8 protein-coding genes are annotated in these 13,144 nt (G+C 68.1%); 1 reads left to right on the top strand and 7 read right to left on the bottom strand.

Annotated elements, in window-relative coordinates:
- Window positions 1–180 precede the first annotated feature (180 nt).
- Window positions 181–3,276 (top strand): AfsR/SARP family transcriptional regulator, encoded by a 3,096-nt coding sequence (locus ACZ54P_RS37430; protein WP_465466345.1) that lies wholly within the window; start codon window positions 181–183, stop codon window positions 3,274–3,276.
- A gap of 8 nt (window positions 3,277–3,284) precedes the next feature.
- Here ACZ54P_RS37430 and asnB read toward each other — a convergent pair whose 3' ends face one another.
- The 7 genes from asnB to ACZ54P_RS37395 all read right to left on the bottom strand — a co-directional run bounded on the left by asnB (window position 3,285) and on the right by ACZ54P_RS37395 (window position 13,044).
- Window positions 3,285–5,027, bottom strand: a complete 1,743-nt coding sequence (asnB, locus tag ACZ54P_RS37425; protein WP_465466344.1) for an asparagine synthase (glutamine-hydrolyzing) — start codon at window positions 5,025–5,027, stop codon at window positions 3,285–3,287.
- A gap of 13 nt (window positions 5,028–5,040) precedes the next feature.
- Window positions 5,041–6,144 (bottom strand): DUF1611 domain-containing protein, encoded by a 1,104-nt coding sequence (locus ACZ54P_RS37420; protein ID WP_465466343.1) that lies wholly within the window; start codon window positions 6,142–6,144, stop codon window positions 5,041–5,043.
- A 9-nt stretch (window positions 6,145–6,153) separates the two neighbouring features.
- Window positions 6,154–7,404, bottom strand: a complete 1,251-nt coding sequence (locus tag ACZ54P_RS37415; RefSeq protein ID WP_465466342.1) for an MFS transporter — start codon at window positions 7,402–7,404, stop codon at window positions 6,154–6,156.
- Complete coding sequence (locus tag ACZ54P_RS37410; RefSeq protein ID WP_465466341.1) at window positions 7,401–9,551, bottom strand: prolyl oligopeptidase family serine peptidase; 2,151 nt, start codon at window positions 9,549–9,551, stop codon at window positions 7,401–7,403. Before ACZ54P_RS37410 ends, ACZ54P_RS37415 begins: the two co-directional genes overlap by 4 nt.
- The gene (locus ACZ54P_RS37405) at window positions 9,548–10,168 is read right to left on the bottom strand and encodes a VldE C-terminal domain-containing protein (RefSeq protein ID WP_465466340.1); all 621 of its coding nucleotides are present in this window, start codon (window positions 10,166–10,168) and stop codon (window positions 9,548–9,550) included. Before ACZ54P_RS37405 ends, ACZ54P_RS37410 begins: the two co-directional genes overlap by 4 nt.
- Window positions 10,169–10,333: 165 nt before the next feature.
- Entirely contained in the window at window positions 10,334–12,448 is a 2,115-nt protein-coding gene (locus ACZ54P_RS37400) for an acyltransferase family protein (RefSeq protein ID WP_465466339.1), read from the bottom strand.
- A gap of 194 nt (window positions 12,449–12,642) precedes the next feature.
- Complete coding sequence (locus tag ACZ54P_RS37395) at window positions 12,643–13,044, bottom strand: hypothetical protein (protein WP_465466338.1); 402 nt, start codon at window positions 13,042–13,044, stop codon at window positions 12,643–12,645.
- Window positions 13,045–13,144: the final 100 nt, after the last annotated feature.

Below are 13,144 nucleotides of genomic sequence, written 5' to 3'. Positions count from 1 at the left end.
TCCCGGCGATGGTGGTTCGTAGACGCCTACGAGGTTAGCCAAGGCGGCTACCTTGGAGCTACCGGTTCGCTACTCTTGAGAGGATCTTGAACTCATTGGCAGGTCGCACCCTGCCGGAGCCTCTTGCCGGGTACGGCGGTGAACGGTTCGCGGTGCAGCGACCAGCGCGAGAGGGGAGCCGTGGAGCTGCGGATCTTGGGGCCGATCGAATTGTGGGCGGTCGGTTGTCCGATTGGAATTCCGGGCGCCAGGCAGCAGAAGCTGCTCGCGCTTCTGGTACTCAGCGCCAATCAGGTGGTCCCCGACGGGCAGTTGATCGGTGATCTGTGGGAAGACCCGCCCCAGTCGGCACGGCAGCAGGTCCACAACGCCGTCGGCAGTCTCCGCCGGACACTGGAAGCCCTGGACGAAGAGGTCCGCATAACCAGGACCGACCTGGGGTACCGCCTGGACATTCCGCCGAATGTCGTAGACGCGTACCGCTTTTCCGACACGGCGCGGCAGGCGAGGGCGGCGGGCTCCGCCGGACGGATCCCCGAGGCGATCGAACTTTTCGAGGCAGGACTTCGTCTTTGGCGGGGTCACGCACTGGCAGGCCTCGAAGGGGACGCGATAACCAGTGCGGCCGCCAACCTCGACGAGCAACGTCTTTCCGCCATCGAGGACCTGATATCCCATCGCCTGCAGGCAGGTGAAGCCGCGTCGCTGGTCGCCGAACTACGTCAGCTGGTCGCCGACCATCCACTCAGGGAGTCACTGCGCAGCCACCTCATGCAAGCCCTGCACCTCAGTTCCCGGCAGGCGGACGCGCTCGCCGTCTATGACGAGGGAAGGCGGATTCTCGCCGGAGACCTCGGTATCGACCCTGGTCCAGACCTCCGCAGGCTCCATGCGGTGATCTTGAGCGGCGACGCCGATCCCGACATCGTCGTGCCGGGCCGCACGTCGTCCGACGGCGGCCCTCATCCTTCGGGCGACTCGCCTTCGCCCGCCACGAGCGGATCGGCCCGCCGGTTCTACCTTCCGCATGACATCGGGGACTTCTCCGGCCGCTCCGCCGAACTGACCCACTTGCTTTCCACGACGAGGGACACTTCGCCCACCGCCTTGGTGATCTCCGCCATCGACGGGATGGGCGGTGTCGGCAAGACGACCTTGGCCGTGCATCTCGCACACCAGATCGCCGAGCACTATCCGGACGGCCAGTACTTCGTCGACCTCCACGGATTCAGCCCCGGGCTGGAACCCGTCGCGCCGGAACAAGCGCTCGACACCCTCCTTCGCGGCAGCGGTGTACCGCCCGAACTCGTTCCTCCCCATCTCGAAGCCCGTAGCGCGCTGTGGCGGTCGCAAATGGCCGGGCAGCGGGCACTTCTGGTGCTCGACAACGCGATCGACGCCGACCACGTGCGCCCTCTCCTGCCGGGTACGGCCGGCGTGCTCGTGCTCGTGACGAGCCGGCGCAAACTCGCCACGCTCGACGGCGCCGTTCCGATGTCACTGGACGTGCTCACCCGTGACGACGCCGTCGCCCTGTTCGAGCAGGTCGCGGGCAGAGAAAGCCACGATGACGCCGACGAGGTGGCCACCGTCGCCGAGCTGTGCGGCCGGTTGCCGCTCGCGATCCGCATCGCGGCCGCGAGATTGCGCAGCAGACCACACTGGACGATCGCGGATCTCACGGACCGGCTGAAGGACCAGAGCCAGCGCGCGCGTTTCCTGGAGGTCGACGACCGCAGCGTGATCTCCGTGCTGCGCCTGTCGTACCGGTATCTCCGGCCGGAACAACAGCTTGTCTTTCGTTTGCTCGGCGCGCATCCGGGCACCGACTTCGACGCCTACCTCGTCGCGGCGATCTCCGGCCTGTCCCACGGTGAGGCCGAGGACATCCTGGAATCACTGTTCGACGACAACCTGGTCAAGCAGCGGGCGAGCAAGCGTTTCTACTTCCACGACCTGGTGAAGGACTGCGCACGCCAGATACTCGGAGAGCTCGAAGACGGCAACGAGCACCAACTCGCGTTGGAACGTCTGCTCGACTATTACCTGCACTGTGCGGCCACCTGGTGCGAGTATCTGGACAGCGGTGTCGACGGCGCCGCTGTGCAGGTCAAGCACCCACCTCGGTACGTCAAACGAGTCGGCTCCTCCGACGAGGCCGTCGATGCCCTGAATCTCGAATACAGCAACCTGCTTTCGGTCGCCAAGTACGCGGCGGAGAACAACTGGCTCAGGCACGCGTGGCAGCTTCCTTGCGTGATACAGCCGCTCATGAAGCTACGCAACAACTATGGAGGTGCCGCCTTTTCGCTGTTCCAAGGTGCCTTGCGCTCGGCACGCGGATTACGGGACAGCCAAGGGGAATCGACCTGCCTGCAGGGGCTGGCGGCGATCTGCCGCGAACGCAAGTCTCCCAATCAGGCCAAGGACTACATCGAGCAGGCCTTGAAGATCAGCCGTGACCTCGGCGACCGGAGGGCGGAGGCCGAGCAGCTGGTCGAACTGGGCAACCTGCATCTGGACGAAGACCGGCTGTGGGAAGGGCGGGACACCTTCATCTCCGCCGATCAACTGATCTCCTTCACCCCGAAAACCTTCGTCCGCGCCGCGATAGCGAACAACCTCGGGGTCATCTATCGCGATCTGGGGCAGTTCGACCTCGCCTTGCGGTATCTCCACCGGGCCATGGGCATCCTCGCCGACGACAGCCATCCGCGACGAAGGGCATTGACCTCCTGGTGTATCGCGGCGGTGCTCCATTACCGGGGTGATCACCGGCAAGCGATCCGGCTCTTCGGGAAGGTCCTCGAAGAGAGCACGAGAGGCAGGTTCGAGCACGGCCGGGCGGTGGCGATGCTGGGTTTCGCCGAAGCACACCGGTCGCTGGGAAACCTGACCGAATCCATCGAACACGGCCGAGCGGCGCTGTCCTTGTCCAGGAAATTCGACCTGTGGAAGGTCGAATGCGAGGCCTTGAACGTGCTCGGCGAGGCGAATCTCGCGCTGAACGACATCGACCAGGCTCGGCAGGTGTTCGACCACGCGCAGGAGCAAGCCGTCCATTACGGGTCCAAGCGCTACGAGGCGAGAGCTTTGGAGGGACTCGCGCATGTGGCGTTGCTTCACCGGGAACTCGCCACCGCGAAGGGGCGCTGGGAGCGGGCGATCGAGCTGTACCCGGACGGCATGGTCGACGCCGAGTTCGCTCGCGCGCACCTTGAGTCCCTTCGGCTCGACACACGCTGTTTTCGCTGCGGCGGCGCTCGCACGCGTTGACCGGCAGGTCAGCCGACGCGCCGGGGGTCCACCCCTTCGACATGGATCCGGTGCCACACCGCGAAACAGATCAAGACCCACAAGCGGCGCCAGTCGAATTCGTCCCCTCGCCGATAGTCCCGGAGCATCGTCAGCGCGGTGTCACGATGGATGTACTCACCGATCTCCGCTTCGGTGAGGACGGCCTCGGCGAAGTCGTAGAGCTCGTCGCGGAGCCAAAACCGGATCGGCACCGGGAAGCCCAGCTTCGGCCGTCTGGCGACCTCGGGAGGAACGAGGTCCGCGACCGCCTCGCGCAGCGCGGCCTTCGTCGTGTCCGGGCTGATCTTCTCGTCGTACGCCAGGGTCGCCGCCGCGGCGAGTACCTCACGGTCGAGGAAGGGCACGCGCAGTTCGAGCCCGTGGGCCATCGTCATGCGGTCGGCCTTGGTCAGGATGTCACCGGGGAGCCAGAGTGCCAGATCGACCGACTGGCGCAGGGTCACCGGATCCCATCCCGCCTTCCGCGCCCGTTCACGCAGCGGTGCCGCCAGGTCGTCGGCCGAGCCACCGGTCAAGGGGGTGACAAGCGCCAGCTCCGACGGCTCGTAGACCAGATCCGCTCCGAGGTAGCCCTCTCCGGTGCCGCGATAGACGTGGTAGCCGCCGAACAGCTCGTCGGCGCCTTCGCCGGAGAGCACCACCTTGACCTGTTTGCGTGCTTCCCTTGCCAGGAACCACAAAGCGACAGCCGCCGCGTCGGCGAACGGCTCGTCGAACTGCGCCAGGATCTCCGGCAGCCGCGCGGCGAACTCTTCCGCGCTGATGAAGTACGGATTGGCCTTCACCCCGAGCGCGTCCGCGGTGGCCACGGCGTGCTCGATCTCGCTGTAGCCTTCGCGGCCGAAGCCCACTGTGAACGTCTGCAAAGAACTGTCGTGCGTCGCGGCCAGCGCGCAGACGACCGCCGAATCGACGCCGCCGGAGAGGAAAGAACCGAGCGGGACGTCGCTGCGCAGGTGCGCGGCCACGGAGTCCTCGAGCGCCTCGCGGATCCGCCGTTTCGTGTCCGGCCCAGCCGCGGCCGCCGGGCGGAACACGTGCGAGTGATACCGCCGCACCCGTGGCTCACCGTCGGGGCCGTAGGTCAACTGGTGCCCCGGCGGGAGCACCCTGATCCGCGGCGACATCGTCCCCGGGCCGGGAACATACTGCAGCGAAAGAAAACGGCGGACCGACTCGGGGTCGACCGGGCCATGCGCGCCGGGCCGGACGAGTGCCTTCTTCTCCGAGGCGAACCGCAGCGACGTGCCGTCCAGGCGGTAGTAGAACGGCTTGATCCCGAACGGGTCCCGCGCGGCGAACAGCGTGCGTTCCTCGGTGTCCCAGACCGCGAACGCGAACATCCCCCGCAACCGGTCCAGGCAGGCGGGCCCGTACAGAGCGAACAGTTCGAGCAGAACCTCGCTGTCACTGGAGGACCTGAGTTCCACCCCCTTGGCCGCCAGTTCCGCGGCGAGCCGGGGGGCGTTGTAGATCTCGCCGTTGTAGACCATTCGGTAGCGGCCGTCGGCGGACGTCATCGGCTGGTGCCCCGCCTCCGACGGGTCGACGATGGCGAGCCGCCGGAATCCCAGCGCCACGCCGTCGCCGGTGTAGCGGCCCTCGTCGTCCGGGCCGCGGTGGGCGAGCAGGCCGGTGGCCTCCCGGACCCAGTCCACCTCGGCCTCCTCCAGCGGCGTCGCGCCGGTCACCCCGCAGAAACCACACATTTCCCCTCCAGCGTCAGGAAACCGAACCGACCAGTCCAGGCAGGACGGCGGGCAGCAAGTCGTCGACTCCGTACCGCAGCACGTCCGTCGCGGGCAGGCCGGTCTCGTCCGTCAACCGCCTCAAGGCCGCACGGGCTTCGCCGTCGTCGAGTCCCGCGGTGACCACCGACAGTCCGACCACCCGCGGGGCCCGCTCCGGATCGGCCCACCTGGCCGCTTGTTCGTTGATCTCGATCGCGCGTCGCATCGAGGGCAACGCGACCCCTGGCAGCAGGCCGAGCCCGGTACGCCGCAGGTCGTGGCACAGCACCATCGCGTCCGGCCGCGTGCCGTGCAACAGCCCGAGCGTGACGGCGGAGTAGCGAGGGTGGTTGAGAGCGCCCTGGCCTTCCACCAGGACGACGTCGTGCTCCTGGGCGGCCTGGAACACGACGTCCTCGACCGTGCTGTTGAGGAAGTCGGAGATCAGGCCGTCGACGGCGACGCCGCCACCTGAGATCATCATCCCGACCTGACCGGTGGCCAGGAACGACGCGTCGGTCCCGCCCTCGCGCAGTGCCCGCTCCAGTTCGAGCATCGTCGTCATCTTGCCGCTGGAGCAGTCGGTGCCGACCGCGAGCACGGTGCGGCTGCCGGGCCGGTGGTCACGGAAGTGCAGGACCGGCCTGCCCTCGGCGTCGAACGGGGTGAGGTATTTCTCGGCGGGTGGCTTGCGCAGGTCGTGGATCTTCGCCCCGGTACGCCGGGCGACGCCGCTGAGCTCCAGGTCGTCGGAGATCAGGAAGTGCAGGCCGCTGACGACATCCACCCCGGCCTCCAGCGCGACCCGGACCTGGTCCCGCCAATACGACTGCAGCGCCGCTCCGACCGGCTCGTCGGCCAGCAGCACCGCGTCGGGCCGGTGCGCGTCGAGCGCCGCCCGCACGTCCGGTACCACCGGGATACCCAGCTCCGCGGGGAAACCGGCGACTGTGGCCGCGTCCTTCCCCGCGGTGGTCCGGTCGATGACCGCGACTATCCGGTCGGAGCGATACCGCAGGATCGCGACCAGGGTCTTTGACGGCTCGGGGACGATCTCGTCGTCGGCGAGCACGGCGATACGGCCCAGCTTGTCCATTTCGGCTCCTCATCCGGTTCCGGCGGGCACCGGTTGGTGCACGCCCGGCCCGCCGCGGCCGGCGAGGCGGCGCGCGGCGAGACCCACGATCACGAAACCGGCACCGATCCCGGCCCAGCCCCAGAACCCGAAGGAGAGGGCGACGGTGGTGCACAGGATCGGCCCGGCCAGCACTCCGATGCCCGAGGTCATCTCGAACACGCCCTGGTACTGGCCGTGCGCGCCGGCGTCGGCCAGGTCATAGCTCAGCGTCCAGCTGCTCGCCGAGGTCCACATCTCACCGAAGGTCAGTACCACCGCTCCGGCCACCAGTACGGCGACCGTCCACAGCCCGCCGGTCCCCCCGGCCAGCCCGAACAGCACGCAGCCGCCGGCGAGGGCGACCCCGCCGACACACAGGACGCGGGCCGCGCCGCCCACGGTGGCCGCCCCTCTCGAAGCCCGCACCTGCAGGGTGATCACCAGCGCCGTGTTCACGAACAGCAGCGCCGCGACGACCGGCTTCGGCGCGTCGGTGTGCGAGACCACCCACAGCGGCAGGCCTACGGTGAGCACGCTGTCGCGGATTTCCATCAGCCCGCACAACAGGCCGACGGCCACGTACCGGCGGTCACGGATGGCCCGCCACGCCGTCCGGGCCCGGCGTGGGACGGGCACCGGCGCACCGGGGACCGCGCGAAGGAGCAAGGCACCGACGATGATCACGGCGGCGTTGCAGAAGATCACCACCAGGTAGGCGGCCCTCGTGTCCAGATAAAGCGGGATCGCCGCGGCGGCCGTCCCCAGCGAGAATCCGATGTTCTGCACGGATCGCTGATACGCGCGGAATTTCGTGCGGTCATTGAGCAGCTGGCCGATCAGGGCGTTCTCCCCGATTTGACGGCCCGTGCGCAACGCCGCCACCAGCAGATGCACCAGGACGAAGCCGAGGAGGTCGAAGACCAGCGCGTAGGCGGCCACCGCCCCGGCCACCGACAGCCCGAGGCGGAACGCGACTGCCCGCGCCCCGGTACGGTCCACGACCGGCCCGATCACCACCGCCAGCGCCATCGACGTCAGCGCCGCGGCGCTCTGCACCACCCCGACCTGACCGGGAGCCAGTCCGACGATGTGGACGAAGAACACCGCGTTGCAGGCCATCGCGGCACCCTGACCGACCGATTGGGCGAGGGTGGCGCCGAGCAGGTACCCGCCGCCGGAGGCGGTCAGCTCGTCCCGGAGCGCGGCCAACCGAGCGGGAAACTCCCGCCCCGTAGTCACGCTGTCGTTCCCTGGACCCGGTCGTCCACCCCCGCCGCCATCCCCCTGGTCGCGGACTCGACCACGAACGCGGTGATCTCCGCGGCCGCGCGGGCCACTTGCGCGGGCCCGGACGGCCCGTGGTGGCCTCCGTCGCCCAGTTCGGTGCGCAGCAGGACCGTGTTCCCGTGGGTGTCGGTCTGCCGCAACGCCGCCGTCCACCGCGCGGGCTCGTGCACCAGCACCCGGGGATCGTTGGCGTACGCGGTCACCAGCAGCGGCGGACGCGGCAGATCGGAGACGTTTTCGTAGGCGACGTACTCACGCATGCTTCGGTAGATGGCCGGATCCCGTGGATCGCCCCACTCCTCCCACTCGTTCACCGTGAGTGGCAGCTTCTCGTCCAGCATGGCGTTGAGCAGGTCGCACGCGGGCGCCTCGGCGACGACACCCGCCCATTTGCCCGGTGTGTCGGTGTAGGCCTGGCCGACCGCCACACCGCCGGCGCAACTGCCGTGGGCGACGACCCCACCGGGATGTGCCCAGCCGGTCGCGACCAGGTGGTCACGGGCCGCGGCCAGGTCGCGGAACGACTGGGGCGTCGCCAGCATGCTCCCGTCGAACCAGCCGCACCGGCCCAGCTCCCCACCACCGCGGACGTGCGCGATCGCGTAGACGAAGCCGCGGTCCAGCAGACTGAGCACTTCGTGGGAGAACACCGGTTCCCATGGCCGTTCGTAGGCGCCGTAACAGAAGACGACCGCGGGGTTGCCGCCGTCCGGCCGCACGTCGGCCCGGTGGGCGATCGTGACCGGTATGGCGGTGCCGTCCGCCGACTCCGCGAACAGCTTCCGGGTGCGGTAGTCCCTGGGGTCGAACCCCGCGACGGCGACCTCGTCGAGCGTGTCGTAGGCGCCGGTGCGCAGTGAGAGACGCTGGTACCGCGGAGGCCCGGACAACGTGTGCTCGGTCAGCACGATGTCGTCGGTCTCGTACGCGGTCCGCTGGTCCATCTGGACCCGGAGCGCGTCCCTCCTGCCTTCGAAGGTCAGACAGCCGCCGGGGCTGGCCGGCGTGACATCCCGGGTGGTGCCGTCGGGACCGAGCAAGGTGAACACCGTGGTCCCCCGCCGGTGCCCGCTGAGCAGCAGTCCGGCGGCGAACACGTCGAGCCGCTGCCAGGCGGTGTCCGCCCGGCGTTCGAGGATTTCCCGCCATTGCTGCGTTTCCAGCTCGGCGAGCGGGAGCCCGACCAGCCGCCGCTCCTCCCTGCCTTCCGCGACGAGTGCGACCAGCCGGTCCTGCCTGGTCGTCCGCTGGTGGTCGGCGAAGTACACCCGGCCGTGGCGCCGCGGCATGACCGGCCGTGGCGGGACGGTGAAATCGTCCGTGGGGAGCAGGAGTTCTTCGGTCGTGGTCCGGCTCTGGTTGGTGATGACGAGCCAGTCATGGGTGCGTGTGGTGCGGACGGTCGTGGTGAAATGCTCGTCCTCCTCGTTCCACAGGACGGCGTCGAGTACGCCGGGGTCCGCGGTGAGGTCGTGTGCCAGCACCCGGTACGGCCGCATGGCGGCGTCGTGGACCACGTACGCGAACGTGGACGAGGACGAGTCCCAGGCGCCGGTGTAGTACGTGTCCTGCCTGGTGCGCGGCAGATCGATGCCGGTGGCGAGGTCCCGGAACCGGAGCTCGTAGGACTCGTAGCCGACATGATCGACCGAGTAGGCCAGCCAGCGGCCGTCCGGGCTGGGCTCGAAGAGGCCGATGCGGGTGAAGTCGTGGCCCTGGGCGAGGTCACCGAGGTCCAGCACCACTTCCGGCTCCCCGTCCCCGCTCAGCTCCCTGCGCACGTAGCGGGTGTAGCGCCCGCCCTCGTCCGCGAGCCGGGTGGAGTACTCGTAATCGCCCAGCCGCCAACTGAAAGGTCGCTCGCCGACCTTGCGCCCGCCCGCTTCCGCTACCAGTTCGTCGACGAGCGGACCGATCTCACGTGCGTAACCGTCGAAGTACTCGCGTTCGCGCACCAGGTATTCCCGCAGGCGGGGATCGGCGTGGTCCCGCATCCACCCGAAGGCGTCGACGACCGTCTCGCCGTGCAGGGTCCGTTCGGTCGGCTGTACCGGGGCGGACGGGGGAAGCGGGACCGATTCGGAACGAGTGGTCTTCACAGTGCCTCCTTGGCAGCCGGATCCGCGATGATGTCCAGGCCGAACCGGCGCCACCACGAGGTCTCCCCCCGTGCGCCGCGACGACTGAACGAGATGTGGACGTGATCGGTGTGCGGGTGCGGCCCGGGGTACGGGCGCCATCCCTGGGCGGCCGCGTAGGCGCCCCAGATCCGGGAATCCCAGATCAGGTACATGATCCCGAACCGGCGGGCCGCCGCGAACGGGTTGCCGTGCCGGTCGGTGGCCAGCAGCCACGACAGCAGTTCCTCCGCCTGCTCGCCCTGGGTGTCACGGCAAACCTTCCAGTCCCATGCCCGGCCCTCCTTGTGCTCGCTGCGTCCCGGGACGTGCGCGGGCCGGACGATGCCGAGGCTGCCGGTGGCCGGAAACGCCTGGAGTACCAGATCCCGGAAGGCGAGTACACCTGGCTGGGCCACCGGGGAGGTGCCGGTCTGCGGCTCGTGGACGGCGGGATCGTCGATGCCCGGTCCGAACTCGCGGAGCGCCACGGCAAGGCCCCCGACGGTGTCGGGACGCCAACCCGCCGCCGTGGAACGGAGGATCTCCGTGGTGTCTTCTTCGGTGGCGGGCGAGCTGAGATGCCGCGATGTGATCACGTAGCACTTCCCATGTGGCCGTGACAACGAACAGCTTCAGCATGGCAATCTTTGGCAACTCTGTCAACAGAAGGCCACGCCGCCACGGTGCTGTTGGCAAGTCCCGCCCTGGTCTCGGCCTTGCCTATTCGAGCAAGGGTTTGGCAACCCGTCCTGGCCGACCGGTCATACCAGGCTGAAGCCCGCGATCAAAGGCTCATAGAGAGTACGAACGTAAGAGTCCGTGAGGTGATTGTCCCGGTACACCACGACGTTACCGACGACGGCCGGGCACACGTCGCGGACGCAGAGCCACGGGGTCAAGTCGACGACCGTCGAGCGCGGCACACGTCCGGCGGCCTCCACCAAGGGATCCTTGTCCGGGCCGAACGCGGCACCCAGGGCGGTGTCGCATTTCGTGGACCGGCCGGGGTTGCTTTCCAGACAACGCGGGGTGTTCTTGGCGGGCCGGGGCACGCCGCGGATCACTCCGGTCCGGATACCGGCGTCCGAGATACGCCGCAACATGGCTTCGTAACCGTCCACGATCCGCGCACGCGACTCCCAACGCCATCCCAGATCCTTGTCGTAGGACTCGGGGGCCATCGCCGAGGTCACCACGAGTTCCGGCTTCATGGCGAGGATTCCGGCGAGGACGAGTTCGTTCTGTTCGGAGCAGACGGCGAGGCCGGCCGGTGCGACGGCGGTGAACGGGCAGCCGTTGCGCAGCATCATCTTCACCCGCCACTCGGGATGTTCGCGCACGAACCGCGCGAACACCGTACTGAACATCGCCGCGTGCGAGTCGCCGACCAAGACGAGTGTCTTCGGCGCGGTCGCCGTGCCGTACGTGCACTTGTCGCCGGCGGGAGGCCAGTTCTCGATGTCATACGAAGCGCAGCTGACGCTCTGGTCCTTGAGTGGCCAATCCTTTCCCGCCACAGCCGGGTCGGGAACCGGCGGGACACCTTCCGGCGCCGCTCTCGGGTCGTCCGCGTCCAGCGCGAGGGCGCCTGGGTGATCTCTGTCGAGGCCGGTGGCCGACGCGAGGCGATCCAGCTCCGCCGAGGCGTACTGCCACGGTACGGTCGCGGTGACCGTCGTCACCGCGACCAGGGCCGCTCCGAACAGGTAGGCACTGCGGCGCCGGGGCAGGTGAACCCGGAACGGCGGAGACACGGACCCCCCGCCGCGGAAGGCGTCTTCGACCACGTGTTTGGACGCCACGGCCAACGCCAGACTCAGCACGAAGGCACCCACCGCCTGTTCCCCCGTCAGTTCCGTACTGCCCGCGAACTGCAGGACCACCACGATGACCGGCCAGTGCCAGAGGTACAGGCTGTAGGAGATGTCGCCGAGGTAACGCAGCGGCTGGAGACCGAGCACCACCGCGGTTTCCGGCCGTGCCACTCGCTGGTCCGCGGCGACGACCCCGGCCAGCAACAAGCCGACGGTGCCCAGCGTCGGCAAGAGCGCGACATAGCCGGGAAACGCCATCGCGGTGGTCAGCAGGAACGAACCGGCCACGACCGCGGCCATCCCGCCCCAACCGAGAATCAGCCGGACCGCACGCCTGAGACGGATCCGGTACACGGCCATCGCGGCGAGGCCGCCGAGGCCGAGTTCCCACATCCGGGTGGGCGTCACGAAATAGGCACGGCCGTGGTCGAGTTCGCTGTAGACCACGGAAAACACGAACGACGCGGCGGTGACGAGGGCGACCGCCGTGACGGCGTGACGGGCGGCCTTCGGACCGGCGCGGTGGGCCAGGCGCGCGCAGAACAGCAGGACCAGGGGGATGATCAGATAGAACTGCTCTTCGACGCTGAGGGACCAGAAGTGCTGGACCGGTGACACGGCGGCCGTGGCCTGTGCGTAGTCCGCGGCCTTGGCGGCCAGCGCCCAGTTATGAACGTTCAGCGAGGAGGTGAGGACGTCGCTCATGATGGCGGGCCAGCGGGAGATCGGCAGGATCAGCCAGGTCACGAGCACAGTGCTCAGCAGGACGACCGACGCGGCGGGCAGCAGACGCCGGATGCGACGGGCGTAGAACTCGCGCAGGCGGATGGTCCCGGTGCGGCGCAGTTCGCCGGTGAGGGTACCGATGATGAGGTAGCCGGAGATGACGAAGAAGACGTCGACACCGACGAAACCGCCAGGCAGCCATTCAGGCCGGAGGTGGTAGACGATCACCATGCCGACCGCCAGCGCACGCAGGCCCTGGATATCCCGTCGCTGGACAGGTGACCCGGCCGGCGGCGTTCTCAGCGGACCCGTCTCTTCGACCTGCGCAAGCGCCATCGCAACAACCCTTATCCCGTCGCTTCGGCCGCGCTGGGACAAGGACGGCCGCTCACCCAGGAGCGTAGAACGTCGATTCGAACACCTGCGTTCACCCTCCGGAGCGGCCGTCCGGTTACTACCGACCACCGGTGGCAACACCACAGAAACCGCCGTCGCCGGGCTCACCCCGGACGGTCACCCAACACAGCCGGTCAACCCACCGTGGTGGTCGCTCGCCGGTATGCCGTGTAAGCCAACGCTACGGCGCGTAGCGTATTCGAAAGTGCGTGCATGTTCGAGAAACCCACATAGAACGCACTTCGAAAGAACAGCGAATCGTTCATCATTGTGAGCCCGACAGTCGCGTAAGGCTGAATTACGCGCAGCACCTCGACGATATGGTCCATATCGATCTGCACCAGCACTTGAAAATAGATTTCATTGATGCCGTTGTCAGCCAGCAGATGGACAGGCTCGGCACCCTCGACCGACACGGAGACTTTCCACATCGCGGTCGGTCCGTCGATCCGCTCCAGCTGCACGACGTCATTGTCGTGTTGCATGAGGTACTGAATTTCAGAGCGACTGAGTCCGGCAGGAAATTCGCTGGCCATTCTGGATCCTAACTTCGTCTCATGCAGGCTTCACCTACCTCATCCGATGCTCGCCGTTGGCGAACTGTTGCCACCTGACGGCGAACTCAGGAGCAGCGGC

This window comes from Amycolatopsis sp. NPDC034160 (assembly GCF_055575355.1).
Note: the sequence above shows the minus strand (reverse complement) of the source record. Positions and strands in the feature narration are given on the sequence as shown.